19 protein-coding genes and 1 other annotated feature are annotated in these 26,788 nt (G+C 36.9%); of the genes, 10 read left to right on the top strand and 9 right to left on the bottom strand.

Features of this window, described 5'->3' with window-relative positions; genetic code table 11:
• The first annotated feature begins 14 nt into the window (after nucleotides 1-14).
• Nucleotides 15-1,757 carry a SulP family inorganic anion transporter gene (locus A2J09_RS13515; protein WP_031416439.1) on the top strand — a complete coding sequence of 581 codons (1,743 nt, stop codon included), beginning with the start codon at nucleotides 15-17 and terminating at the stop codon, nucleotides 1,755-1,757.
• A gap of 65 nt (nucleotides 1,758-1,822) precedes the next feature.
• Nucleotides 1,823-2,033: a binding site (T-box leader), on the top strand.
• A gap of 85 nt (nucleotides 2,034-2,118) precedes the next feature.
• Nucleotides 2,119-4,536 (top strand): leucine--tRNA ligase, encoded by a 2,418-nt coding sequence (gene leuS / locus A2J09_RS13510; protein ID WP_012295731.1) that lies wholly within the window; start codon nucleotides 2,119-2,121, stop codon nucleotides 4,534-4,536.
• 144 nt (nucleotides 4,537-4,680) lie between these two features.
• Here the strand turns inward: leuS and A2J09_RS13505 are convergent, their stop codons facing one another.
• The 8 genes from A2J09_RS13505 to A2J09_RS13470 all read right to left on the bottom strand — a co-directional run bounded on the left by A2J09_RS13505 (nucleotide 4,681) and on the right by A2J09_RS13470 (nucleotide 13,159).
• Entirely contained in the window at nucleotides 4,681-5,862 is a 1,182-nt protein-coding gene (locus tag A2J09_RS13505) for a NupC/NupG family nucleoside CNT transporter (RefSeq protein ID WP_036162332.1), read from the bottom strand.
• 654 nt (nucleotides 5,863-6,516) lie between these two features.
• The gene (locus A2J09_RS13500) at nucleotides 6,517-7,773 is read right to left on the bottom strand and encodes a hypothetical protein (protein ID WP_012295729.1); all 1,257 of its coding nucleotides are present in this window, start codon (nucleotides 7,771-7,773) and stop codon (nucleotides 6,517-6,519) included.
• Between the two features lie 4 nt (nucleotides 7,774-7,777).
• Entirely contained in the window at nucleotides 7,778-8,476 is a 699-nt protein-coding gene (locus tag A2J09_RS13495; protein ID WP_012295728.1) for a response regulator transcription factor, read from the bottom strand.
• Nucleotides 8,477-8,514: 38 nt separating this feature from the next.
• Nucleotides 8,515-9,267 (bottom strand): sensor histidine kinase, encoded by a 753-nt coding sequence (locus A2J09_RS13490; RefSeq protein WP_012295727.1) that lies wholly within the window; start codon nucleotides 9,265-9,267, stop codon nucleotides 8,515-8,517.
• Between the two features lie 37 nt (nucleotides 9,268-9,304).
• Nucleotides 9,305-10,297, bottom strand: coding sequence for an ABC transporter ATP-binding protein (locus tag A2J09_RS13485; RefSeq protein ID WP_012295726.1), 993 nt, complete (start codon nucleotides 10,295-10,297; stop codon nucleotides 9,305-9,307).
• Nucleotides 10,294-11,307: an ABC transporter ATP-binding protein gene (locus A2J09_RS13480; RefSeq protein ID WP_012295725.1), complete on the bottom strand. Its 1,014-nt coding sequence runs from the start codon at nucleotides 11,305-11,307 to the stop codon at nucleotides 10,294-10,296. Before A2J09_RS13480 ends, A2J09_RS13485 begins: the two co-directional genes overlap by 4 nt.
• Nucleotides 11,308-11,321: 14 nt before the next feature.
• On the bottom strand, nucleotides 11,322-12,242 hold the full coding sequence (gene nikB, locus A2J09_RS13475; protein ID WP_012295724.1) for a nickel ABC transporter permease: 921 nt from the start codon (nucleotides 12,240-12,242) through the stop codon (nucleotides 11,322-11,324).
• Nucleotides 12,243-12,256: 14 nt separating this feature from the next.
• Nucleotides 12,257-13,159 (bottom strand): ABC transporter permease, encoded by a 903-nt coding sequence (locus A2J09_RS13470; RefSeq protein ID WP_012295723.1) that lies wholly within the window; start codon nucleotides 13,157-13,159, stop codon nucleotides 12,257-12,259.
• 181 nt (nucleotides 13,160-13,340) lie between these two features.
• On the opposite strand from A2J09_RS13470, the gene A2J09_RS13465 reads away from it, so the two are divergent.
• The 6 genes from A2J09_RS13465 (at nucleotide 13,341) to A2J09_RS13440 (ending at nucleotide 21,468) form a co-directional block, all read left to right on the top strand.
• The gene (locus A2J09_RS13465) at nucleotides 13,341-14,900 is read left to right on the top strand and encodes a glutathione ABC transporter substrate-binding protein (RefSeq protein ID WP_036162330.1); all 1,560 of its coding nucleotides are present in this window, start codon (nucleotides 13,341-13,343) and stop codon (nucleotides 14,898-14,900) included.
• A 42-nt stretch (nucleotides 14,901-14,942) separates the two neighbouring features.
• Nucleotides 14,943-16,193, top strand: coding sequence for an amidohydrolase family protein (locus A2J09_RS13460; RefSeq protein WP_012295721.1), 1,251 nt, complete (start codon nucleotides 14,943-14,945; stop codon nucleotides 16,191-16,193).
• A complete protein-coding gene (locus tag A2J09_RS13455; RefSeq protein ID WP_012295720.1) occupies nucleotides 16,190-17,401 on the top strand; it encodes an amidohydrolase in 1,212 nt (403 codons plus the stop codon). The genes A2J09_RS13460 and A2J09_RS13455 overlap by 4 nt, the downstream gene beginning before the upstream one ends.
• Nucleotides 17,402-17,570: 169 nt before the next feature.
• Complete coding sequence (locus A2J09_RS13450; RefSeq protein WP_036162327.1) at nucleotides 17,571-18,476, top strand: DMT family transporter; 906 nt, start codon at nucleotides 17,571-17,573, stop codon at nucleotides 18,474-18,476.
• A 762-nt stretch (nucleotides 18,477-19,238) separates the two neighbouring features.
• Complete coding sequence (locus A2J09_RS13445) at nucleotides 19,239-20,507, top strand: L-lactate MFS transporter (protein ID WP_012295718.1); 1,269 nt, start codon at nucleotides 19,239-19,241, stop codon at nucleotides 20,505-20,507.
• Between the two features lie 268 nt (nucleotides 20,508-20,775).
• A complete protein-coding gene (locus tag A2J09_RS13440) occupies nucleotides 20,776-21,468 on the top strand; it encodes an AIM24 family protein (RefSeq protein WP_012295717.1) in 693 nt (230 codons plus the stop codon).
• A gap of 40 nt (nucleotides 21,469-21,508) precedes the next feature.
• Here A2J09_RS13440 and A2J09_RS13435 read toward each other — a convergent pair whose 3' ends face one another.
• Nucleotides 21,509-22,762 (bottom strand): BaiN/RdsA family NAD(P)/FAD-dependent oxidoreductase, encoded by a 1,254-nt coding sequence (locus A2J09_RS13435; protein WP_012295716.1) that lies wholly within the window; start codon nucleotides 22,760-22,762, stop codon nucleotides 21,509-21,511.
• Nucleotides 22,763-23,048: 286 nt separating this feature from the next.
• Here A2J09_RS13435 and asnB point away from each other — a divergent pair, with 286 nt between their 5' ends.
• Nucleotides 23,049-24,896 carry an asparagine synthase (glutamine-hydrolyzing) gene (asnB, locus tag A2J09_RS13430; protein ID WP_012295715.1) on the top strand — a complete coding sequence of 616 codons (1,848 nt, stop codon included), beginning with the start codon at nucleotides 23,049-23,051 and terminating at the stop codon, nucleotides 24,894-24,896.
• A 269-nt stretch (nucleotides 24,897-25,165) separates the two neighbouring features.
• On the top strand, nucleotides 25,166-26,779 hold the full coding sequence (locus A2J09_RS13425) for a putative polysaccharide biosynthesis protein (RefSeq protein WP_031418581.1): 1,614 nt from the start codon (nucleotides 25,166-25,168) through the stop codon (nucleotides 26,777-26,779).
• Nucleotides 26,780-26,788 lie beyond the last annotated feature (9 nt).

Here is a 26,788-nt window from a genome sequence, read left to right as displayed (position 1 = left end):
GGGAAGATTTATCTATGAAGTCGCTGTTTACAGGACGTTTTGAAGGGTATTCAGTCCATCATGCTAAAAAGGATTTATTGTCTGGAATCATTGTTGGAATTGTTGCTATTCCACTTGCTATGTCCTTTGCTATTGCATCAGGAGTAAAGCCCGAATATGGCATTTATACGGCTTGTATTGCAGGTATTCTGATTTCAATTTTTGGTGGATCAAAGTATCAAATTGGAGGGCCCACAGGAGCTTTTGTGCCAATTCTTTTAGGAATTGTCCTAACGTATGGCTATGAGGATTTATTACTGGCTGGTTTAATGGCAGGGGTATTGCTTTGCTTAATGGGTATTTTTAAGCTAGGGACTTTAATCAAATTTATCCCTCGCCCTGTAACCATCGGTTTTACAGCGGGTATAGCGGTGATTATTTTTACAGGTCAAATTGCCAATTTTTTAGGTTTAAGCAATATGACAAGACATGAGTATTTTATAGCGAATATTCAAGAGATAGGAAAGCAAATTGGTACTACTAATATTTACAGTATTTTAACGGCAGTCATTTGTTTAATCACCATAATAATGACACCTAAATTTTTTCCAAAGGTTCCCGGGGCATTGGTAGGGATTGTTGTCTCCACTCTTGTGGCGACTTTCTTTTTTTCAGGACAAGTGGCTACGATTGCCACAGCCTATGGTCAAATACCTAATACATTACCCAATTTTGCACTACCTACTATGACATTTGAGCGTCTACAGCAGCTCATTGGACCAGCATTTGTCATCGCAATGCTTGGAGGTATAGAGTCTTTGTTATCTGCAGTCGTGGCAGATGGAATGACTAATAGCAAGCATAATAGTAATCGAGAGCTAATCGGACAAGGAATTGCCAATATCGTAACGCCTATGTTTGGAGGAATACCCGCGACAGGTGCGATTGCTCGTACAGCAACTAATATTAAAACTGGGGCAGTATCCCCAATGTCTGGTATCATCCATGGTGTGTTTGTATTACTTACATTATTGTTATTAGCGCCATATGCTTCACATATACCTTTAGCAAGTATGGCACCAGTATTAATGGTAGTTGCTTGGAATATGAGTGAACGGAAGCATTTTTCTCATATTATAAAGTTGAAATCTGGAGATTCGCTTGTTTTATTAATTACCTTTTTATTAACCGTATTTACTAGCCTTACATTAGCTGTTGAAGTGGGGCTTGTGTTAGCCGTGCTATTATTTGCGAAGCGAATGAGTGAAAAGCTTGTTGTGACAAAGGTACTGCCAGATCATTCGAATAAAAGTGAGAAGGTACAGCCTCATGTCGTTCATCAACAGCATGATTGTCCACAAATAAGCATGTATACCATCGAAGGTCCGCTGTTCTTTGGTGCAGCACAAAGATTTGAACAAATGATTGAAGGCACCTTACAACAGCGACCAAGAGTTTTGATATTACGCATGGGGAAAGTGCCCTTTATGGACTCTACAGGGGAAGCATATTTTAGCAATATTATAGACAACTTTACAGCACAGGGAGGTAATATTTTGGTAACAGGGGTGCAGGATGACCTAAAGGTTGCCCTTCAGCAAAATGGTCTTTACGCTAAAATAGGAGCACATCATTTTTATCAGCATACAGGAGAAGCGATTTCAAGAGCCCTCAACTATTTGGACAGAACTCAATGTATCGGATGTCAGCATTTTGCTTTTCATGAATGCAAAGATTTATCAAAATCTGAGGAAAAAAAGGATTTAATTGTTCAGTAATGGGTAACCTGTAAACAAAGGCTTGTGCTTTTCAATACTTTCCATTAGAATAAATGCAATATCATGTAAAGACTGTGATGAGGAATAGTAGATTTGTGGTTCTTTTTAGAGAGCTAGCGGCTGGTGAGAGCTAGTAGGAAAGCAAATCGAACTCGCCTACTGAGTCTGCCCGCGTGAAATAGCGCGTGTCGTTTCTTCCGCGTTAAGGAAGCTTAAGCCGAGTGTAATCACTAATTTGGGTGGTACCGCGGGAGTGCTAATTCTCTCGTCCCTTCTATAAGGAAGGGGCGAGTTTTTTTATTTTTTAAATATTTTGTCAATTCTAACGGAGAACAGCAGATTCATTGAAGGAGGAAAAAAAATGAGTTTTAATCATCAACAAATTGAAAAAAAGTGGCAGCAATATTGGGCTGATAACAAAACATTTAAAACTGAAAATGAAACAGAAAAGCCTAAATTCTTTGCACTAGATATGTTCCCATATCCATCTGGCGCAGGCTTGCACGTAGGACATCCAGAAGGATATACGGCGACAGATATTCTATCTCGCTTTAAACGTATGCAAGGCTACAATGTATTACATCCAATGGGCTGGGATGCATTTGGTTTACCAGCGGAGCAATATGCACTTGATACAGGAAATGATCCCGCAGAATTTACAGCGAAAAATATTGCGACCTTTAAACGCCAAATTCAAGAGCTAGGCTTTAGTTATGATTGGGATCGTGAAATTAACACGACTGATCCAGCGTATTATAAATGGACACAATGGATTTTTATTCAGCTATATAAAAAAGGTTTAGCTTATGTGGATGAAGTAGCTGTTAACTGGTGTCCAGCACTTGGTACGGTATTGGCGAATGAAGAAGTAATTGATGGCAAATCAGAGCGTGGTGGGCATCCAGTAGAACGTCGACCAATGAAGCAATGGATGCTTAAAATTACTGCATATGCAGATCGTTTAATTGATGACTTAGAGGAAGTTGATTGGCCAGAGTCTATTAAAGATATGCAGCGTAACTGGATTGGTCGTTCGGAAGGTGCAGAAGTAACATTTGGTATTGATGGCACAGATGAAAACTTCACGGTATTTACAACACGTCCTGATACATTATTTGGTGCTACATATTGCGTGCTTGCACCTGAACATAAATTAGTAGAACAAATTACTACAGTTGAACAACGCCAAGCAGTCGAGGATTATTTAGAAAAGGTTAAAATGAAATCTGATCTTGAGCGTACAGATTTAGCGAAAGAAAAAACAGGCGTATTTACAGGTGCCTATGCAGTAAATCCGATTAACGGTAAAAAAGTACCGATTTGGATTGCAGACTATGTGTTAGTGTCTTATGGAACAGGTGCTATTATGGCAGTTCCTGCACATGATGAACGAGACTATGAATTTGCATCAGCATTTAGCTTAGACATTGTTCCTGTACTTGAAGGTGGGGACATCAGTAAAGAAGCGTTTACAGGTGATGGGCAACATATTAACTCTGATTTCCTAAATGGCTTAAATAAAGTAGAGGGTATTGCTAAAGCAATTGAATGGTTAGAGGAAAAAGGCGTAGGAGAGAAGAAAATTTCCTATCGTCTACGTGACTGGTTATTCTCTCGTCAACGTTACTGGGGTGAACCGATTCCAATGATTCATTGGGAAGATGGTACCATCACTCCTGTTCCAGAAGAGGAGCTACCATTAATGCTTCCGAAAACAGATAATATTCGTCCATCGGGTACTGGTGAGTCACCATTAGCAAATATTGCTGAATGGGTAAACGTTGTAGATCCAGCGACAGGTAAAAAAGGCCGTCGTGAAACAAATACAATGCCGCAATGGGCAGGTTCTAGCTGGTACTTCCTACGCTATATCGATCCTACTAATACAGAAGCAATTGCAGATCCAGAATTGCTAAAACGATGGCTACCAGTTGATATTTATATTGGTGGGGCTGAGCACGCTGTACTACATTTACTATACGCTCGCTTCTGGCATAAAGTTCTATATGATTTAGGTGTTGTTCACACGAAAGAGCCTTTCCAAAAATTATTTAACCAAGGTATGATTCTTGGTGAAGGTAATGAAAAAATGTCTAAATCTAAGGGCAATGTCGTGAATCCAGATGAAATCATTGAGTCACATGGTTCAGATACATTGCGTCTATATGAAATGTTTATGGGACCACTTGAGGCTTCTGTAGCTTGGTCTACAAATGGTTTAGATGGGGCACGTCGCTTCTTAGACCGTATTTGGCGTCTACTTGTCAATGAAGAGGATGGAACGATCTCAGCGAAAATTCAAGTGTCTGACGATAAAACACTAGAAAAATCATATCATCAAACAGTGAAAAAAGTGACAGAGGATTATGAAGGTATCCGCTTTAACACGGCTATTTCACAAATGATGGTATTTATCAATGATTGTTATAAAGCTGAAGTCATCCCAACAGCTTATGCGGAAGGCTTTGTTAAAATGCTAGCACCAATTGCGCCGCATATCGCAGAAGAGCTATGGAACTTATTAGGTCATGAAGGAACACTTTCTTATGAGCAATGGCCAACATATGATGAGTCGAAACTTGTAGATGATGAAGTAGAAGTAGCAGTGCAGGTTGCTGGTAAAGTTCGTGCAAAAATTGTCGTAGCTAAAGATGCTTCAAAAGAAGACATTGAAAAAGTAGCACTTGCTGATGAAAAAGTACAAGAATATATGGCAGGAAAGGACTTAGTAAAAGTCATCGTTATTCCAGGCAAACTTGTCAATATTGTCGTTAAATAAATTGATATAACTAATAAAGATGTACATGACTAAATTAAATTTTAGTGATGTACATTTTTTATGTTAGAGAAAGTCCTAATGTTATAAAAAACTGCACCAACAGATAGATGTAGGTGCAGTTTAAATAACAAAATGACTTTCAACTTAAATAATCAAGCCAACAATTATTGCCGTTAAAATACTTACAAGTGTTGCTCCGTAAAGCAATTTTAAGCCAAATCGTGCAACAACATTTCCTTGTCTTTCATTTAACCCTTTAACTGCTCCAGAAATAATACCAATGGATGAAAAGTTGGCAAAGGATACAAGGAATACCGAAATAATGCCTAGTGTACGTTCACTCATGGTCTCTGAGACATCGCCAAGGTTGATCATAGCAACAAATTCATTCGTTACTAATTTAGTGGCCATTATTCCTCCAGCTGAAACAGCGTCTGCCCATGGGATACCCATTAAGAAAGCTATTGGTGCAAAAATATAGCCTAATATTTCTTGGAAAGAAACACCGATAATCATATCAAACAATGAATTGATTAAATCCATTAATGCTACGAAACCGATAAGCATCGCTCCAACAATGATGGCTACCTTAAAGCCATCCATAATATATTCACCAAGCATTTGGAAGAAAGCTTGCTTTTGTTCGTCTTCAATGGTTAATATATCTTCCTCTTCTTTGACAGTATAAGGATTAATGATGGAAACAATTATAAAACCACCAAATAAGTTTAAAACAATCGCCGTTACGACATACTTAGGCTCAATCATTGTCATATACGCGCCAACAACTGACATAGAGACGGTCGACATCGCTGATGCACATAATGTATACATACGCTGAGGAGTAACCTTGTCTAGTTGTTTTTTAACTGTAATGAAAACCTCAGATTGACCTACCATTGCCGAAGCAACAGCATTATAGGACTCTAATTTTCCCATGCCACTTACTTTACTTAAAAAATAGCCGATCCATCTCATAAGGAAAGGAAGGATTTTGAAATGCTGTAAAATCCCAATTAACACAGATATAAAAACAATTGGTAATAAGACACCTAAGAAGAATGGGGATTCTCCTTCATTCGCTATACCACCAAAAACAAATGATATACCTGTATTTGCGTAGGATAATAAATGATCAAATACATTTGTTATTCCTTTAATTAGTACATAACCAAACGTTGTATTTAATAGTAAAGCTGCTAATATAAATTGGATGATTAACATAATCAATATATATTTATATTTTATTTCTTTTTTGTTTTTACTCATTAACAGAGCTAAGCCAAAAACAAGTAACAATCCACAAAGGGATATTAAGTATTTCATAAATTCCTCCATAAGTATAATTTAGGGCGTTTGATTCCAAGACAACAAATGCTCTTTCGCTCATTATGTTTTTCTAAAAAATTTCAGAGCAGCCAAAGATTTTAATTTGTCAGACGTCAGACAAACAATCTCACTATAACAGTTTTTTAACTAGCTATTCAAGAGCTAAAAGAAAAAAAGTATGCGACTCGGCATACAAGAAGGAAAAATCCAGTATCAAAACAACTAAATCATATTTTTTTTAGACTTTCTTAAATGATGATTTCCCTGAATGGATGAATACAAAACTTTGTCTTGCTTAAAGTTGTTAACATAAATTTAATAGTGGGAATCTCCTACAAACGTCGATTCCCATTTTATTGTGTGATGTTTTTGAAATATTATGTCCATCGTTTGAATTAAAAGTATACTTTGAAATGATATTTCTTTTAAGGGAACCACCAATAAGGAGGTGTTAGGGTGGAAGCATTTAGAGGAAGAGGAGCATAAAGAAAATTATTTACGAGTATGTAAAGGACTGAACGATTAGCTACAGAAATTGTTCAAAATATAGATTTCACCTACTATGTCAACTGGGATTACATCGAGCAAAGATTCTCTTTAAAAGACGTATATAAATGTAAAACAAATGCCTGAACCCGCTATTTTGGGAGTTCAGGCGTTTTTATCTTCCGTTTCAGTCTGAAGCATTAATAGATAAATACTAGAAATCATCATGCTAGTTGCTAATCCGTAAAGAGCATTGAAGATTAAACCAACACCGATTCCTATAATGATGGATAACAGTATGACAAGCCAGGTATATTTATGGATATGACGATTTGTAAATAAAAGAATGAACATAAATGGTAGCATGGTAATATGTAGAAATGCGAAAGAATAAATAACTCCTAAAATCGTTAAATCTACAGATAAGAAAAAGGTAAATAAGATGCCTAGTAGACCTATTAAATAAAAGTAGTAGGGTCTTTTCTTCACAAAAAATCGTTTGGTTGCTCGCAAATCTACAAGGAGGGTTGTAACAACGGCCAACAGTGCAATAACAAGGAAAGCAAATGTCAAAAACCCTGGCTGTACTTCATATAAAAACGTAAAAATTAGAACTTGGAACTGACCAAATGAGCCACTATATAAAGCAATCATTAAAATAGCTGTAAAGGATAGCGTTAATAAAGCTAAAATCACACCTGATGAAAATAGGCTACGACGTACCTTTTTAGGTTTAATAAAAGCGATTAAATACCATGTTGATTTATCAAAAAGAACTTGTCCTAAGACGGCTAGTTGAATGATGACATAGAACAGCAGGATTTCGCTATTTTTAAAGTAAAATAAATAAGGGTGATATAAGCGAATACCTTCATAAACGGTGCTAGCCCCATTTTGGACAAAATAATAAATGGGTATAAAAATAAGTAAAGAAAATAGAGAGATAATAAATAAAATCTCTAGCCACAATATACTTTTCACAGACATAATGCGGTCCAGCAGTAACATCCCCATCAAAAATAAAAATAGTGTAATGGGGACCGGTATCGTTAACATAATTTCTGAAAGCACACTAATACTTATTAATTGAATTAACCAGAGTTCGATGCCTGTCAGAAGGTAAAAAAATCGTATGACTTTTAAATTCATTCCACTCAATTTTTTTTGTATCGTAAAGAGTAAAAAGCTTTGTGTATGCTGATTTTGTGTGTAATCACTCTTTTTTAATAATGAACCCAGTACCATAAAAGATATAGCTGTTGCGAATGTATAACAAATGCCCGCCATAAAGCCATAAGAAATAAGGGCAGAAGGAGAGGACAATAATAAATTACCATTAATCCATCTAGCTAAAAGTATGATGACACCTGCTGCTGTGCTTAAACTAGCAAATGGTACAAGCAATGAAAATTTTTTTAACATACCTTCAATTACCTTTACTCGTTTTAGATGTTTTGTATTGACGAGGTGATTGATTATATTTTTTCTTAAAAGCTACACTAAAATAGTGCTGGCTATTAAAACCACAGCTCTCAGCAATTGCTGACATACTAGCATCCAGATTTTCACCTATTTTCTTCACGGCCATCTCTAGGCGATAATTATTAATATATTCATTAATGCCGATGGATTGCTCCTCCAAAAACTTACGGCTTAAATAACTAGGATTCAAATGGATTTTTTCGGCAATAATATTTAAACTCAGTTTTTCATGATAGTTTTCATGAATATAGGAAAGAGCACTTTGTATCGCATCGTGATTAGAGCTCCATACTTTATATTTCTCCACAATGGCATTTAATTCACTTGCAATAACAGGTTTTGTTAGATAGTCCTTCACCCCGATACGTAATGCTTGCTGGGCATATTCGAAGGTCTGATAAGCAGTTACCATAATAATGTCTACATCATAAAGTCCTTTTAATTCTTTACTTAAGGTGATTCCATCTTTCCCAGGCATTTGAATATCCAAAAAGGCGATAGTCATACGGTGCTTTTTAGCTAATTGCAGTGCTTGTGAGGCATCCTGAGCAGTATGGAATGTCCAATTAGGGAAATGTGGCTTTAATAAATAAATCATTTGCTCAAGCTCTAAAGGTTCATCATCTGCGATTAAAATATTCATGTTGAGATTCTCCTTTCGCATTCAAATTAGTAGAAAGCCTAAGCGGGAACATGGATCGTTACAGTGTAAAAATGTTGATCGTTTTGAATTGAAAATAAAATACTTTCGAGTCCATAAATAAGCTCGAGTCGTTTTCTTATATTTTCTAGACCATAACCTTGCTGCAATTCATCTTCTACTTGCTCAATAGCCGTTTCTATCTTTTCTGATGGCTGTGTATTTTTAATTTCAATTAATAAAAACTTGTCCATTTTCTTTATATAAATGAAAAGTTCTGCCGGTCCTATATGCTTTTCAAAGCCATGTTTATATGCATTTTCAATAATGGTCTGGAGAATAAATGGTGGTATTTGTACAGATAAGGCTGCATCATCAACATACTTATGGATCGTCAAACGATGTCCAAAGCGTAGCTGTTGAATATTTAAATAGCTATCGACAAATAGCACCTCGTTTTTTAAAGCAATTAACACCTCATGATTATTATATTTAAATTTAAAAAACGTTGCTAAGGCTTCAATGCCCGCCACCAAATCTTCCTTTCGATTGATGCGGGCTAGGCTCAGTAATGAATTTAATGCGTTAAAAAAGAAATGAGGCTGTATTTGCTGATTTAGCTGAAGAATATTAGCTCTTTGTAAATCTTGCTTCAGCTCTAAATTTCTTTTTTCTTCCTCTAGGCTATCAATTTGTTTTTCGAAAATAAATATAAAAGTAAGCAGAAAAGCTCCAATAATTGGAGCGATTACACATAGGAGAATATATATGTTGAAGGTTTCTAGTTGTAACATAATGACCTCTCCATTGAATTTATAAGTGTAAGTTACATTAAACTAAATTTTCTGCAAAATGGCAAGCTACCTTATGTGTTGTGGTAATTTCCCGTAATGCGGGCACCTCTGATTTACATTTATCTGTAGCGAACGGACAACGTGTATGGAAGCTACAGCCTGTCGGGGGATTTAACGGTGACGGTAGATCTCCCTTTAATATAATCCGTTCCTTACGATGCTCCTTATCGATGACTGGAATAGATGAAAATAGTGCTTTTGTATAAGGGTGATGCGGCTGGGTGAAAAGGGATTGCTTATCAGCAATTTCCACGACTTTTCCAAGATACATAACCATTATCCGGTCTGATATATGGCGCACTACACTTAAATCATGTGAGATAAATAAAAAGGTTAAATCTAAATCTTTTTGTAGCTGTTTCAATAAATTTAAAATTTGTGCTTGGATAGATACGTCCAGGGCAGAAACCGATTCATCACAAATAATAATTTTGGGATTGACGGCAAGTGCTCTTGCGATCCCAATACGTTGACGTTGCCCACCAGAAAATTCATGTGGATAACGCTCCAAATATTCTGGTCGCAGTCCGACAAGTGACATTAATTCGATCATGCGTGCCTCTTGCTGCTCTGGAGGAACTATTTTTTGAATAGACATGGCCTCTGTTAACATTTTGCGAATAGTGCGTCTTGGGTTCAGAGATGCATACGGATCTTGGAAAATTATTTGAATGTCCTTGCGCGCTACTCGCAGCTCTTTTTTATTCATCGTTACTAAATTTTTGCCGAATAATAACACTTCTCCAGATGTAGGTTCGTCTAATCTTAAAATAGAGCGACCTGTCGTTGATTTACCACAGCCAGATTCTCCAACAATACTAAGTGTTTCACCGGGCATAATCTCAAAAGAAACACCGTCCACCGCTTTAACCACCTGCTGTGGACCGAAGAGTTTTTCTTTTTTTAAGGAAAAATGTTGTTTTAAATTATTTACTTGTAATAGTGGCTGTGCTTGCTGCTCTTTTATCATACGGTCATCTCCTCCATAAGTGTTGCTCCCTGCCATTCCTTACTGTACATCCAGCATCTTACCTTTTTCTCTGGCTCAATCGTAAGAAGTTCAGGCTGTTTTTCACGACATAATTCTGTAGCAAATGGACAGCGTTCTGCATAGCGGCAGCCACTTGGATAATGATAAGGACTTGGGACGGTTCCTTGAATAGTAGATAATTCCTCTTGGTCCTCATATAGCTTTGGTAAGGATTGAATTAAACCATTAGTATAAGGATGTAATGGTTTTTCAAAAAGACTATCAGTTGTGCCTTCCTCTACAACCTGCCCGGCATACATAACAGCAATTTTATCGCAAACCTCAGCCACAACACCAAGATCATGGGTAATGAAGAGAATGCTCATTCCTAACTGCTTTTGCAAATTTTGAATAATATCAATAATTTGAGCTTGAATGGTTACATCGAGGGCAGTCGTCGGCTCATCAGCAATTAAAACATCTGGCGTACAAGCAAGTGCCATGGCGATCATAATACGTTGACGCATTCCACCACTTAGCTGATAAGGTTCTTGTTTTGCTCTTTTTTCAGGTGCTGGAATGCCAACTAGGCGAATCATATCCACCGCTTTTTGCCATGCCTCTTTACGTGATAAACCTTGGTGTAAACGAATGGATTCAGCGATTTGCTCGCCAACGGATAGCACAGGATTTAAGCTTGTCATTGGCTCTTGGAAAATCATTGATATTTTATTGCCTCGAATTTTACGTAATTCTTCATCCGACAATTTCAAGATGTCTGTATTGTTTAAAAGAATTTCACCATTAATAATTTTGCCAGGGGGTGAAGGGACTAATCGAAGTAATGATAGGGAAGTCATGGATTTCCCACAACCAGATTCTCCGACAATGCCAAGTGTTTCTCCTTTTTGAAGTGTAAAAGAAACACCGTCCACAGCTTTAGCGACTCCCTCACTCGAATAAAAATAAGTTTGTAAATTTTTTACTTCTAACACTGTATCTTGTTTCATCTGTTTTATCCCTCCTAGTTTAAATCCATCCGTTTATTAAAGATTCGATACAAAATATCGACGAAAAGATTGATGAAAACGAATATTAATGAGGCGACCAGCACGCCGCCTTGAACGATTGGTATATCTCGTGTGCGAATCGCATCGACAATCATTCGACCTAATCCGTTCACGGCGAAAACAGATTCTACTAATACTGTGCCGCCAAGTAAACTACCAAACTGTAAACCTACTACTGTAATAACTGGAATTAAGGCATTTCGTAATGCATGCTTTAAAATGATAATGTAACCTTTTAAGCCTTTAGCTTTAGCTGTTCGAATATAATCTTGGTGGACAACTTCTAACATACTTGAACGCGTCATACGTGCAACGATGGCAGCACCACCTGCGCCGAGTGTAACCGCAGGGAGAATGATATGTTTAGCACTTTCCCAGCCTGCAACAGGTAGCCAATGTAACTGTACGGAGAAAACATACATTAATAAAATACCTAACCAGAAACTAGGGAGGGAGATTCCTAATAATGCCACAATCATTAAACCAACATCCATGAAGGAATAAGGGCGGATTGCTGAGATGATGCCGGCAATAAGCCCAAGAACAATGGTGATTAAAATACTATAAAAGGCCAGCTCAATTGTAATTGGTAAACGAGCCGTAATTTCTTCAAATACAGGTTGATTATTTTTTAAAGAATGACCCATGTCTCCTTGTAAAAGATTTTTGATGTAATCTGTATATTGAATGGCTAAAGGCTTATTCAGTCCTAAATTTTCACGTAATTCATTAACGGTTTCTTGTGAAGCGCCTTCACCTGCTAAAATAATGGCTGGATCGCCTGGAATCATTTGCATAATTAGAAAAACAACAAGCGTTACACCGAGTGTCACGGGAATAATTTGAGCAAGTCGTTTTAAGATAAATAATGTCATATAACTTCTCTCCTTTAATTTTTCATTCTTGGATCTAAAGCATCCCGTAAACCATCTCCGAATAGGTTAAATCCTAGAACAAGGATGGAAATCATAATACCAGGGAAAAGGGCCATATATGGGGCGGTAAAAAGAAAATCCCGACCATTGGATAGCATAGCACCCCATTCTGGCGATGGCGGTTGTGCACCTAATCCTAAGAATGACAGACCTGCTGCAGATAAAATGGCTGTTGCTAAACGCATAGATGCTTGGACAATAATAGGTGATAAAATATTCGGGAAGATATGCTTGAGTAATATGGTCATATCATTTGCACCAAGAGTTTTCACAGCATCGATATATTCTAATTTTTTTACTTCCATTGTCGATCCACGTACAATACGGGCAAACATAGGGATCGAGAAGAATCCAACAGCAATAGTTACATTAATAAGACTTGGTCCCAATGCGCTGACAATTGCTAAAGCAAGTAATATACCAGGAAAGGCAAGCATGATATCTAAAATACGACTAATAATCGAATCAATCCATTTTCCATAGTAGCCTGAGATAAGGCCGAGGATTGTCCCGATTGTCCCGCCAAACAACACGGCTGAAATACCAACACCAATCGATAAACGGGAGCCATATAATATTCGACTTAAAATATCTCGTCCTTTGTCATCTGTACCCATTAAATGATCTAAACTTGGTCCTTGTAATTTTTGATCTAACTGAACATCGAATGGATCATAAGGAGCTATAATTGGCCCGATAAGAAACATCAATATATATAGAAGAATGATGATACCCCCTGCGGCGGCAGCCTTATTTTTTTTGATTTTGTTTAGGAATGAGACAAGATTTTTTTTTCTAGAAGCTTTACGTGCATTCACTAAAACAGCATGGTCGATAGTAGTAGTTACTTTATCCATAATGAAACTCCTTTTCTATTTGATTTGTTTTCAATTTAGTGAAAAGCGTAAAGAATGTAAATATTATAGGAAGTATTAGTCAGAAAATTTAAAAAACAAGTAAAAATTTTAAAAAACAAGTGAATTTTATTTCTTTATAATTCGAAATGTAAGGACCACAACATAAAAGGAGGAAATGTCTATGAAGAAAATGAAGCTTGTTTTATTCATGACACTCATTACTGTTCTAGTTTTGCAGGCGTGCTCAACTGCTAGTAATAAGAGTGTAGAGGGTTCCAATGAGGGGGCTAAAAGTGTAGGAGGGGAATTAGTTGTTTTAAGAGCATCAGATGCAACAAGCCTTGATCCTCACTTTATTACAGATATTCCGTCAGCGAATATTATTCATGGCAAAGTATATGAAACACTTGTTGCTTTTGATAGAGATCGTAAAATTGCGCCATTACTTGCAAAAGAGTGGGAACAGAAAGATGATGTCACTTGGACGTTTATTTTAAATGAAGGTATTAAATTCCATGATGGAGCAGATTTTAATGCTGAGGCTGTAAAAGCTACATTCGATCGCATTTTAGATCCTGAGACTGGGTCACCTCAGCGTGATAAATTATCAATGATTAGTGAAGTAGTAGTAGACGATACGTTTGTTGTTACGTTGAAATTAAAAGAGCCTTATGCACCACTTTTATCAATTTTAGCAAGTCAGGAAGGTAGTATGATTAGCCCGAAAGCTATTGCAGAAGAGGGAGATCAATTAGCAACACATCCAGTAGGGACAGGTCCATTTGTATTTGATTCTTGGAAAACGGGTCAAGAAATTACATTAAGTTCAAATAAGGACTACTGGGGTACGGTACCAAAAGTAGATAAAGTAACATTTAAAGTAGTACCTGAGGACTCTACACGTTTAGCAATGATTGAAAGTGGAGAAGCGCATATCGCTGAGCAAGTACCAGTAACTGAAATTGATCGTATTGAAAATTCGTCAACTATGAATCTATTCCGAGCAGAAGGACTGGCAGTAGAATTTATCGGTTTCAATGTAAAAGATGCACTGTTATCTGATGTCAAAGTACGTCAAGCAGTTAGTTATGCAGTAGACCGTGAAGCAATTATTAGTGGTATTTATGATAATGTTGGCACACTTGCAAATTCCGCAATGAGTCCAAAAATTATCGGTTACTCTAGTGAGACAAAGCCATATGATTACGATGTAGTCAAAGCAAAAGAACTATTAAAGGAAGCGGGTGTTAAAGAAGGAACAAAAGTAAAACTACTAACGAGCGACCGTAAAGAGCGTATTAATATGGCAGAGGTTATTCAATCTCAATTGAAGGGCATTGGTCTTGACGTTGAAATTCAAGTTATGGAATACGGCGCATTTATTTCTGAAATTACGAAAGAACAACACCAAATATTTATTAGTGGCTGGGGGAATGCAACTGGAGATGCTGATTATAACCAATTTAATCTATTCCATACTGCTTCTATGGGGCCTCCTGGAAACCATTTCTACTATTCAAATCCAGAAATAGACAAGCTAATTGAGCAAGGACGTTCTGAATCAAATCAAGAGGCACGTAATGAAATCTACAAAAAAGCAATGCAAATGGAGTTAGATGATGCTGTTTATATTCCGGTTCGAAACTACGAGCACTTAGCTGTTTACAGTAATGCTGTCAAAGGGTTCTGGTTAGATGCGTCAAACTATACGATGATTAGTGGCGTTGAAATTGTAGAATAATCAAACTTGGTGAAACCTAAAAATACCAATGAGGAGGAAACTATGAATAAATTACTGCTGAAAAATGTGAGATTAGAAGAGGCATTTGAGCATGAAAATGAATGCATTGTTGCAACTCGTACTGCTATTTATGATGTTCTAATTGTAGATGGATATGTTCAACAAGTAGATAAAAATATAGTAGTTGATGGCAATGTTGAAATAGTAGATGCTCAGAAGCAATTATTAGTCCCTTCTTTCCGAGAAATGCATATTCATATTGATAAAACTTATTTTGGTGGGGAGTGGCAAGCGCCAAGACCTATTACAAAAGGGATATTAACGCGCATTGAGGAAGAAAAAACACTGCTTCCTAAACAATTACCAACCGCGGCTTATCGGGCTGAGGAAATGGTCAAGTGGTTAATTTCACAAGGGCATACACATATACGGTCGCATTGTAATGTGGACCCACAAATTGGAACCAAGCATATTGAAATTACAAAGCAAGTACTAGAAAAATATCAAAATCAAATTACTTATGATATTGTGGCTTTCCCACAGCATGGTTTACTGCGCTCTAATGTGGAGGGACTTATCCGTGAGGCGATGGCAATGGGTGCAACGCTTGTTGGAGGAGTTGACCCATCCATTGTAGATAGAAATATTGAGAAGTCATTGCAAACAACGATGGCCATTGCCCAAGACTACCATACAGGGATAGATATTCATATTCATACAGCTAATACTTTAGGTGAATTTGAATTTTATAAACTAATAGAATTAACAAAACAGGCGAAAAAAGAAGGACAAGTTACGATTAGTCATGCAATGGCGCTTGCGGATTTAGAGCAAGCGCGATTAGAGAACTTAGTTCAGGCAATGGCTGCTGTTCAAATGGATGTTACAACAACGGTACCAACGGATATTAATCGCTCGACGATACCGATTCCATACCTTTATAACAATGGTGTAAACGTTTCTGTTGGACATGACAGTTTAACAGATCATTGGTCTCCTTATGGTACAGGAAACACTATTATGAAATTAAATGTAATGGCGGAGAGATTCCGTTTTATCGATGAATATTCATTAAGTCGCGCTTGGAAATATGCTTCGGGTGGCATTACACCATTGAATGATGCAGGAGAACGAGTTTGGCCACAGGTTGGTGATAAAGCCAATATGCTTTTAGTAGATGGAATTAGTACTGCACATGTTGTAGCAAGAAGATGCCCTATTTCTACAGTTATTTCACAAGGATATATTATTCACCAACAGGAAATTGGAGAGTTGAAAGGAGAATACAGATGAAGCACTGGCTTACAAATGTTCTACTTGAAACAGGAGAATATCTAAAAGAAAATGGTACTGTCGGTACAAAGGTGGAGCTTTTTCACCTTGAAATTACAGATGGCTTTATTTCTCAAATGGTACCAGCAACAGAAACCATTGATTCTCTAGATGAAGTAACAGATATGAAAGGGAAGCTGCTATTACCAGCCTTTAAAGAAATGCATAATCACTTAGATAAGACATACTTGTCCTTACCGTGGAAAGCATGCGTGCCTGTGAAGAACTTAAAGGAACGCTTGGCTCGTGAAGCACAAGAATTATCGATTCTTGCAACGACTGGTAAACAACGAGCAACAGCCATGATTGAGAAAATTCTCAATCATGGTGCCAATCATATCCGTACACATGTCAATATCGATCCGTACATTGGCTTAAAAAACTTAGAGGGTGTACTAGAGGCATTAGAAGATTATAAAGATGTTGTGACATCAGAAGTTATTGCCTTTCCACAGCATGGCTTACTAAGAGACGATGTGCCTAAATTATTACGTGAAGCCTTGCGCAATGGGGCAACGATGATTGGTGGGCTAGATCCTGCTGGCATAGATAATTCGATTGAGCCTTCTCTTTATGAAGTAATGAATATTGCACAAGAATTTAACGTAGATGTTGATATTCACCTCCATGATGGAGGCCATGTGGGTTATTATACAATCGATAAATGGATAGATATTGTAGAGGATGCAAACTATCAGGGGAGAACGGCTATTAGTCACGCCTTTTCACTTGGAGATGTATCGGCTTTGGAACAGCACAAAATTGCAGATCGTCTAGCACAACAGCAAGTAAAAATTATGTCAACGGTGCCATTTGATTTGAGACGATTAATCCCACCGATTGACTTACTAACAGAGCATGGAGTAGATGTTCGCTTTGGTTGTGATGGCTTTTATGATTCATGGAGTCCAAATGGCTCGGGAGATATTTTAGAAAAAGCAACAACTTTTGCAGATAATACACGTAAGCTAGATGAGCGTTCTATTCGACAAACCTTAAAATATATTACAAATGGTGTCACACCATTGGATGGCAATGGTCAAAAGGTTTGGCCAAACGTGCAAGATGAAGCGAGCTTTGTTTTCTTTGACGCCATTTCTAGCGCTGAAGTCATTGCACGTAAACCATCCAAACGGGTGGTGATGTCAAAAGGCAAGTTTATCAATTAAGTATCAATCTAAATCCCCCTTATTTAGATTACATAGCAAACTAGAAAATTTTCTAGTTTGCTATACTTATGTTTTAATAGATAGGAAGAAATACAAGAAAGGGAAGTAGATTTTTAAAAGAATTCATCATTAACGATGTAGAAGTCTCTTATATACAGGTGTGATAAATATGAAGCAACTAACAATCTATATGATTTTATTTAGCTGTGTATTTTTTTGGGCCAGTAACTTTATTATTGGCTCTATTTTAATTGAACATTGGTCTCCGATCATGGTTGCCATTTTTAGATTAATTGTCATTGTCCTATTTTTAGGCTGCATTAGTTGGAAGGCTATTATTCGTACAAGATTAACACGCAATGACCTCCTATTACTAATCATTGCAGGGATACTAGGTGTTTCCATCAATCACTTTAGCTTTTACGCAAGTCTTCAGCATACCTCTCCTATTACCGCGGCTTTAATTTTAGCCTGCGCACCGATTGTCACGTCTTTGCTTAATAAAATGATGTATCAGGAATCACGAAACGGTATATTTTGGCTAGGTGCAATCATTTCGTTCGTAGGAGTTGGCCTCATCATTACTAAGGGAGCCCTCATCACCATTTCTATAGGGAAGGGGGAGGTGCTAAGTTTAATAACGATGCTAAGCTTTGCCTTATTCCTTATTATTGTGAATCATCTCAGTCTGAAATTGTCAGCTCAGTCCATCACCTTCTATACAAACTTAATCGGTTTGCTAGTGCTTGTACCATTTTCGTTTACAATGTGGACACAAACAAATTGGCAAGTAGCATACCCTTATTGGATTCTACTCATTTTATCAGCGGTTATTATTCATGGGATTAGTAATTTATTATGGAATCAAAAAATGAAGGAGATTGGCTCAACGAATGCTTCGCTATTATTGAATTTTGAGCCAGCTATCGCAATGCTATTAAGTGCAATTTTTTTAAAGCAATTTCCTACAAGTGTCCAAATATACGGCTCCTTATTGATTTTACTAGGAATTCTACTATGTATTTACTATAAGGAAATAAGAACTTTACTTTTTATGAAAAGAAAAATAACTTAAACAATCTTTTTTTCCGTACAGTATGTTGGAAATGTTTCTAGCATGCTGTTTTTTTCTGTATATATTGTTTTTTTGAAAAAATAATATGTCTTAAAAAAGGGTCTTGTTCTGGCATGTTTGTCACCTGATAGAAGCGAATGATTCTGTTACAGAGTGTTGAGTGTTCAACTTTAAGTTGAAAAAATATATATTTGAATAATAAAAATGTAGAGATATTGAAAGTGATTTAAAAATTATACATTCCATGTATTGTTATAAAAATATCATTTTACAAATATAAGTAAAAAAACAGTCGTTATTATATTTTTAAGGTTATTTTTAATGATGAAAATTTTGTTCGTTTCTATTGTAAATTTCTCTCTTATTCTAAAAATTTCTACATTATATCTTTAGCGTCTGCTTCGTTTTAAGTGATAGAGAGGTACTGTTAGAAATGGTGAAAAGAGACGTATACATCTAGTGAATGTGAAAATATGCACAAAAATAATTATCTCAATATAATTAATAGTTATTTATAAAATAGAGTAGAAAAGTAATAATAGCTAAATGGTGTAATGTTTTTTGTAGGATAAACGCTGTTCTGCTTAGAGACTGTAAGGGTTATGTGATGAAATACACTAATGGGAAAACAAAATACTTTTTGGAGAAATAATATTTTTTAGAAAAACATCTTGCATTTGAATAATTCTAAGTGGTAAATTGTTTTACATGGACGTTCATAGAATTTTCACAGGTAGCAAAAGAGGGGAGAAATGAGAATTTATGAATAAAAATAGATGGTTAATTGCATTATCTGCAATCGCTATTCACCTTTCAATCGGTGGAGCCTATGCATACAGTGTATACAAGCTACCGATTGTCACAGAAATGGGATGGAGTGAAACAAAGGTAACGGTTGCCTTTACCATTATGATGGGGCTTGCTGGGTTTTCAGCTGCATTATTTGGTAGTTTAGTAGAGAAAATGGGACCACGTAAATCGGCGATGGTAGCAGCTGTCTTATTTGGAGCAGGACAAGCTGGTGCAGGTGTAGCGATTTCAATGGATTCTGTCGTGTTGTACTGGTTAACATATGGTGTACTAAGTGGATTAGGTATGGGGATTGGTTATATTGCGCCAGTATCAACGCTTGTAAAATGGTTCCCAGATCGACGAGGTCTAGCAACAGGGATGGCCGTACTTGGGTTTGGATCTGGTGCCCTGATTACTGCACCGGTGGCAGCCAACTTAATGGAGGCAGTTGGCATCTCTACAACATACTTTATTTTAGGTGCAAGTTATTTCACGTTAATGATTTTAGGGGCTTCATATATAGCGCCGCCTAAGCCTGGTTATATGCCAGCTAATATGAAGGCAGCAGCCGATAACGGCAAAGAAGTAGTAAAGAAAGATTTAGCAGTTATGTCAGCACGTGAGGCTGTCAAAACAAAGCATTTCTGGATGCTATGGTCTATGCATTTAGTTAATGTTACAGCAGGAATTATGATGATATCTGTTGCCTCACCAATGGCGCAGGAAATTGTTGGGCTATCAGTCGCAGGAGCAGCAGCGATGGTAGGAATCATGGGGTTATTTAATGGTGGTGGTCGTTTAATCTGGGCGGCTGTGTCTGATTATATTGGGCGTTCAAATGTTTTTGTTATTTTCTTTACAGCACAGCTAATCACATTTATCGTTTTACCACATACAACAAACGTAATTATTTTCCAAGCACTTATTTTCTTAGTAGTTAGTTGCTATGGTGGAGGGTTCTCAAATTTACCTGCTTTTGCAAGTGATTTATTTGGAACAAAGCAACTGGGTGTTATTCATGGGTATTTATTAACAACTTGGTCATTGGGTGGTATTTTCGGACCGTTGTTAGTAAGCACAATTAAAAATGCTTATGGAAGCTATATTCCTGTATTCTATGTATTTGCAGGTTTAATCGCTGCTTCATTAATCATTTCATTAACATTACGTGCAGATGTACGTAAACAAACAGCTTTAAAAGCGGCACAAAATGTTGGAGACGTTTCCGCTACTCAATAATATATTTTTGGGATAACTGTATAGGTGTCATTTCGCACGTGGCACTTATATAGTTATTTTTTTGCTTTTGTTGTTATATAACAATATTCAATTACTTATTTAATGTATAACAGCGCATTTCTGATGTCAATACCATTACTGGAAATAAAAAGATTTCTTTATTAAAAGAGAAAATTTGTAACGAAAGAGGAGATAAGGGATAAACAGCTAAAATTTGAATCTTTTCTCAAGGGTAATCGTATATAAAGTATTTAGGGAGGGATTTACTATGGGGAAATTTTCTTTAGATGAATTTGTTCAAAAAACACAGCAGGATGATCTAGAAAATGATTATTTTGAATTGGAAACTGAGCGTGTATTAGAGGTAAATTTAAACGGTGAAGTATGGTCCAAAATGGGCGCAATGATTTCCTATACAGGAGACATTAAATTCGAACGTGAGCGCGTGTTGGAGCACGGACTTGGTAAGATGTTTAAGAAGGCTTTAACAGGTGAAGGTACACAATTGATGAAAGCGAGCGGGAAGGGTAGACTTTATTTAGCAGATCAAGGCAAGAAAGTAACCGTCTTCGATTTGAAAAATGACAGTCTCTGCGTTAATGGTAATGATCTGCTCGCATTTGAGCCTAGCATCAACTGGGATATACGTTTAATGCGAAAAATGGCTGGCATCATGTCAGGTGGCTTATTTAATGTAACGTTACAAGGTACAGGAAAAGTAGCGATTACAACACATTTCGAACCATTAACCTTATTAGTAAAACCTGGCGAAACAGTATATACTGATCCACATGCTACGGTTGCGTGGTCAGGTAATTTAACACCTGAGTTTAAAACAGATATCAGCTTCCGTACATTTATCGGTCGTGGGAGTGGCGAATCAATCCAGATGGCGTTTTCGGGTGAGGGCTTTGTCATTATCCAACCATTTGAGGAAGTATATATGTCTAGTGAAAGCTAAAAAAAGCGTGTCCGTTTTGTCCGGACACGCTTTTCTTCTATTATTTTAATGCAGCGTGCATACCTGCAATGCGTCCTGTTACTAAGGCTGAGGTAATATTATATCCCCCTGTATAGCCGTGAATATCTAGAATTTCACCACAGAAGAATAATCCTTCTTTTCTCTTTGAAGCCATTGTTTTTGGTTCAATTTCTTTTACGGAGACACCACCGCCCGTAACAAATGCTTTATCAAGTGATTGTGTGCCACTTACCGTCAATGTGAAGTTAACGAGTAAACGCGCTAGGTGACGAATTTTATCTTGGGATAATTCAGCCCCTGTTAATTGTACATCGATATTGGCCCGTTCACATAAAAATAATAGCCAACGTTCAGGAGCAATACCTTTCCAAGCATTTTTCACAGCCTTTTTCGGATCTTCTTTAATCAACTTATTTAAATATTGGAGACATGTTTCTTCATTATAATTAGTTAATGTTTGTATACGCATTGTCACGGGCTCGTAGCCTGTTTTCATTAATTCTTTCACAACGAATTGGCTACAGCGTAAAACGGCAGGACCGCTTAAGCCAAAGTGCGTAAAGAGCATATCCATTTGATGGGTAACGAGTACCTTACCTTTTTTATTTAGCACAGAGACAGCAACATCACGCAATGCAAGACCCTGTAGTTCACGTGATAAAATAAAGTCCTCTTTCGATATGACAGGGACTTCTGTTGGGAATAATGTTGTGATTGTATGGCCAGCCCGTTCTGCCCATGGATAGCCATCACCTGTAGAGCCTGTTTGTGGGACAGCCTTGCCACCAACGGCCACAATGACGGCTTGGCTACGAATTTCTGAGCCATCTGCAAGGCGCACACCCAAAATTTTTTCTTCATCCATAACAAGCTTGTTAACGGCTGTGTGTAAACGAACTTCAACATGTAAACGTTGAAGCTGACGAATTAGCGCATCGACAACATCTTGTGCTCGGTTAGATACCGGAAACATTCTACCATGATCCTCTTCTTTTAAAGACACACCAAGCCCTTCAAAAAATGCGATAATATCTTCATTATTATAAACGGTAAAAGGACTATAAAGGAAACGGCCATTACCAGGTATATGTTTTACTATTTCTTCAACAGGCAAACGATTGGTCACATTACAGCGCCCGCCGCCAGAAATGGCTAATTTTTTGCCAAGTTTTGCACCTTTTTCTAACAATAAAACTTTCTTTTTCCGCTCTCCAGCAGCAATCGCCGCCATTAAACCAGATGGGCCACCACCGATCACGATTACATCATACATAGTTAGAAACTCACTTTCTTTTCAATTTAGGAATCTTTCCTATTATACATGAAGTCTATATAGAGGAGGGGCTTCTTTGACATTGAAAATATTAGCAAAGTGTTTTATAATTCTTTATCCCTTCCCTCGTGTAGAAGGGGATTTTATAGTAGAATGAAACACAATAAATTTTATTATACAATTATATCGATGAAAGTTTCCTTTATTAGCATTGTCAGCATGAAATGAATGTCTTTTCATGCTATTATGGTAAAGGTTATGCACTAAATTATGAGGTGAAAATAGAATGTGCGGATTTATAGGTTATATTAATGGAACAAATGTGATTGATCATCATCAAACAATTGAAAATATGATGAATACAATTATTCACCGCGGGCCAGATAGTGGTGGTATTCATAGTGACGATACAGTAACGTTAGGATTCAGACGATTAAGTATTATTGATTTATCGGATGTAGCGAATCAACCACTATATAGTGAAGACGGCAATATTGTGCTTGTATTTAATGGAGAAATTTTTAATTTCCAAGAGCTACGTGCAGATCTGATTGAAAAAGGACATACCTTTAAAACGCAATCAGATAGTGAAGTTATTATTTATGGTTATGTAGAATACGGTGTAGATTTTGTGAAAAAGCTACGTGGTATGTTTGCTTTCTGTATTTGGGATAAAAAGAATGATTTACAATTCATTGCTCGTGATGGCTTTGGCATTAAACCATTGTATTACTCTGAACATACAACAGACGGTACGTTTATTTTTGGTTCTGAAATTAAATCATTTTTACCACATCCTTCATTTATTAAAGAATTAAATAAAAAGGCATTACGTCCTTATTTAACATTCCAATATTCTTCGATGGATGAGACCTTCTTTAAAGGGGTCTTTAAATTACCACCAGCACACTATATGCTTATTCAAAATGGCAAAAAGCAAATTGTGCAATATTGGGATAAAAAATTCCATGCAAAAGAAGCTTCCATTGAAAAATACATTGAAGAAATTCGTACAACTGTTAAAGAATCAGTAGAGGCACATAAAATCAGTGATGTAAAAGTTGGTTCTTTCTTATCGGGGGGTATTGACTCAAGTTATATTACTTCATTATTGCGTCCCGATAAATCATTCTCAGTTGGGTTTGCTGATTATGAAGATATGTTTAATGAAACGAACCTCGCAAAAGATTTATCGGATACACTAAATATTCAAAATGAACGTAAATATATTACAGCAGACGAGTGCTTTGAAGCTCTTCCGAAAATCCAATGGCATATGGATGAGCCGCAATCGAATCCTTCTTCTGTACCACTGTACTTCCTTTCAGAGCTAGCCTCTAAAGATGTAACAGTTGTCCTATCAGGTGAAGGAGCGGATGAAATTTTTGGTGGCTACTCTTGGTATCAAAACTCAGGAAGAATGCAAAAATATGAAAAACTTCCATGGGGTGTTCGTAAAACGTTACGGGGAATAGCAGAAGCTCTACCTAAAAGCCAATATACTAACTTCCTCATTAAAGGTGGTCAAACGGTAGAAGAACGCTTTATAGGAGAAGCAGTAGTTTGGGATGAAGTAGATGCGATTAATGTTTTAAAGCCTGACTATAAAAATGCACCATCTGTAAAATCGATTACAAAACGTATTTATGACGAAGTACCAGGCGAAGATGATGTGACGAAAATGCAATACTTAGATTTAAATCTTTGGATGCCAGGAGATATTTTATTAAAAGCTGACAAGATGAGTATGGCGCATTCGATTGAATTACGTGTACCATTCTTAGATAAAGAAGTTATGGAATTAGCTAAAAATATTCCATCTCAATATCGTGTCAACGACATTGATACAAAATATGTTCTACGCCAAGCTGCACATCAAGAATTACCAGAAGAATGGGCAAAACGTCCAAAGTTAGGCTTCCCAGTGCCAATTCGCCACTGGTTGCGTGAAGAGAAATACTACAATATGGTAAAAGAAATGTTTACAACTGACTTTGCCAATGAATTCTTTGATACAAAACAATTGGTTGGCTATCTAGATGAACACTATGAAGGAAAAGCAAACCGTGGCCGTTATATTTGGACAGCCTATGTATTCCTAGTATGGTATAAAAAGTTCTTTGTGGACATGTAATAATGAAATGAGCTTTAATCGGTGGGGTTTTTGTAATCCTCACCGATTATTTTCAGGTCTTTTTTCATCAAGTATACTTTTAAATGAACTTTTTGTTGTTTTTATGCGTCTCATTTCCTATAAATATGTTAAGATTACAGTTGGTTTACTTATGAAACATACATGCTATAGCGCTTGTATGTTGTTACTTCAAAAAATAATAAAAAGATTTATAGGTCAGCTTTTGAGTATTTCTATAATATTGATTTTACAATGAATGGATGGGTATGATGTCCAATTTAATGAAAGGTACTGCGATATTAACATTGGGGATGTTTTTATCGAAGGTGCTCGGATTAATTTATATTTTCCCGTTTTATGCAATTGTTGGAGAGAAAAATATCGCGCTCTATCAGTATGCATACATCCCTTATTCTATTATGCTGGCAATTGCCATTTCAGGTGCGCCCATTGCCGTCTCTAAATTTGTTTCTAAATACAATGCAATGGGGGACTATCAATCAGGTCGTAAACTGATGAAATCGGGCATAATCATTATGATGATGACCGGTTTTGCAGCATTTATTGCACTCTTCTTCCTTGCTACGCCTATTGCGGGATTGGTTATTAAGAGTGAAGAACAAGTTTTTACAGTAGATCAGATTGCATCGGTTATAAGATGGGTTAGTTTTGCCTTAATCGTTGTACCATTTATGAGTCTTTGGCGAGGTTTCTTCCAAGGCTATGACAAAATGGAGCCTACCGCTGTATCACAATTAGTGGAGCAAATTGTGCGAATTGTCGTGTTACTAGGTGGTTCCTTTATCGTGGTTGTTGTGTTCAAAGGTAAACCTGAGACAGCCATTTCCTTTGCCGTATTTGCAGCCTTTATCGGAGCAATTGGTGGCTTAGGTGTTCTATATTATTATTGGAAAAAATATCAGCCTGAATTTAACTTACTACGCAGTCAAAGTGTAACCTCTACACAGCTGCCAATGTCCAATATTTATAAAGAAGTTATTACCTACTCCATACCAATGGTGTTTGTAGGTGTAGCCAATCCACTATTCCAATTAGTCGATATGCTTACTTTTAACGGGGCCATGACATCTATTGGCTTGGCTGAGGTGACAGATACCTATTTATCGATGATTAACTTTATGACACATAAGGTAGTTATCATTCCTGTCATGCTAGCAACAGGTTTTTCGATGGCACTTGTCCCAACCATTACAAAATATTACACACAGGGTGAATATTTATCCTTGCGTCATGCGATGGATAAAACCTATCAAATTTTAATCTTCATTACATTGCCAGCAGTGGTTGGTATTTCTCTGTTAGCAAATGAGATTTACTTTATGCTTTATTCCGAAAGTGAAATGGGTGCGATGATTTTAGCCCATTATGCACCTGTGGCCATTTTATTTGCGTTATTCCAAGTCACAGCAGCCCTATTACAGGGAATTGATTTTCAAAAATGGATTGTTTTCAGCTTATTATCAGGTATTTTCGTTAAGCTAGCGTTAAATATCCCATTAATTCGTTTGTTGGAGGCAGATGGTGCAATTGTAGCAACTGCTATCGGGTATAGTGTATCAATTCTTATTAATATACTTGTGCTACGTAAAACATTAAATTATCGATCAGAAATGGTCGTTCGGCGAGTCCTGTTAATTGCATTATTGACGATGGCAATGGCAATCAGTGTGTTGATTGTGCATAAGCTACTAGAATTACTAATGGGTCCTGTCGATAGTAAATTCTCTGCATTACTGTTCTCAGTTATTTGTGCAGTTGTTGGAGTGGCTGTCTACGGCTTCTTGTCACTTCGTATAGGTTTAGCACAGAAGCTATTAGGTGAACGGTTGACTCGTATTATGAGCAAGCTGGGAATGAAATAGGAGTGGTAA

The sequence above is a fragment of the Lysinibacillus sphaericus genome (genome assembly GCF_001629735.1).
GTDB lineage: Bacteria > Bacillota > Bacilli > Bacillales_A > Planococcaceae > Lysinibacillus > Lysinibacillus pinottii.
Note: the sequence above shows the minus strand (reverse complement) of the source record. Positions and strands in the feature narration are given on the sequence as shown.

Bases quoted from the DNA above. Each gene is read 5' to 3' on its own strand.
- A2J09_RS13515 (WP_031416439.1), top strand. From the start codon at position 15: ATGAAGTCGCTGTTTACAGGACGTTTTGAAGGGTATTCAGTCCATCAT.
- leuS (WP_012295731.1), top strand. From the start codon at position 2,119: ATGAGTTTTAATCATCAACAAATTGAAAAAAAGTGGCAGCAATATTGG.
- A2J09_RS13505 (WP_036162332.1), bottom strand. From the start codon at position 5,862: ATGAAATACTTAATATCCCTTTGTGGATTGTTACTTGTTTTTGGCTTA.
- A2J09_RS13500 (WP_012295729.1), bottom strand. From the start codon at position 7,773: ATGTTAAAAAAATTTTCATTGCTTGTACCATTTGCTAGTTTAAGCACA.
- A2J09_RS13495 (WP_012295728.1), bottom strand. From the start codon at position 8,476: ATGAATATTTTAATCGCAGATGATGAACCTTTAGAGCTTGAGCAAATG.
- A2J09_RS13490 (WP_012295727.1), bottom strand. From the start codon at position 9,267: ATGTTACAACTAGAAACCTTCAACATATATATTCTCCTATGTGTAATC.
- A2J09_RS13485 (WP_012295726.1), bottom strand. From the start codon at position 10,297: ATGATAAAAGAGCAGCAAGCACAGCCACTATTACAAGTAAATAATTTA.
- A2J09_RS13480 (WP_012295725.1), bottom strand. From the start codon at position 11,307: ATGAAACAAGATACAGTGTTAGAAGTAAAAAATTTACAAACTTATTTT.
- nikB (WP_012295724.1), bottom strand. From the start codon at position 12,242: ATGACATTATTTATCTTAAAACGACTTGCTCAAATTATTCCCGTGACA.
- A2J09_RS13470 (WP_012295723.1), bottom strand. From the start codon at position 13,159: ATGGATAAAGTAACTACTACTATCGACCATGCTGTTTTAGTGAATGCA.
- A2J09_RS13465 (WP_036162330.1), top strand. From the start codon at position 13,341: ATGAAGAAAATGAAGCTTGTTTTATTCATGACACTCATTACTGTTCTA.
- A2J09_RS13460 (WP_012295721.1), top strand. From the start codon at position 14,943: ATGAATAAATTACTGCTGAAAAATGTGAGATTAGAAGAGGCATTTGAG.
- A2J09_RS13455 (WP_012295720.1), top strand. From the start codon at position 16,190: ATGAAGCACTGGCTTACAAATGTTCTACTTGAAACAGGAGAATATCTA.
- A2J09_RS13450 (WP_036162327.1), top strand. From the start codon at position 17,571: ATGAAGCAACTAACAATCTATATGATTTTATTTAGCTGTGTATTTTTT.
- A2J09_RS13445 (WP_012295718.1), top strand. From the start codon at position 19,239: ATGAATAAAAATAGATGGTTAATTGCATTATCTGCAATCGCTATTCAC.
- A2J09_RS13440 (WP_012295717.1), top strand. From the start codon at position 20,776: ATGGGGAAATTTTCTTTAGATGAATTTGTTCAAAAAACACAGCAGGAT.
- A2J09_RS13435 (WP_012295716.1), bottom strand. From the start codon at position 22,762: ATGTATGATGTAATCGTGATCGGTGGTGGCCCATCTGGTTTAATGGCG.
- asnB (WP_012295715.1), top strand. From the start codon at position 23,049: ATGTGCGGATTTATAGGTTATATTAATGGAACAAATGTGATTGATCAT.
- A2J09_RS13425 (WP_031418581.1), top strand. From the start codon at position 25,166: ATGTCCAATTTAATGAAAGGTACTGCGATATTAACATTGGGGATGTTT.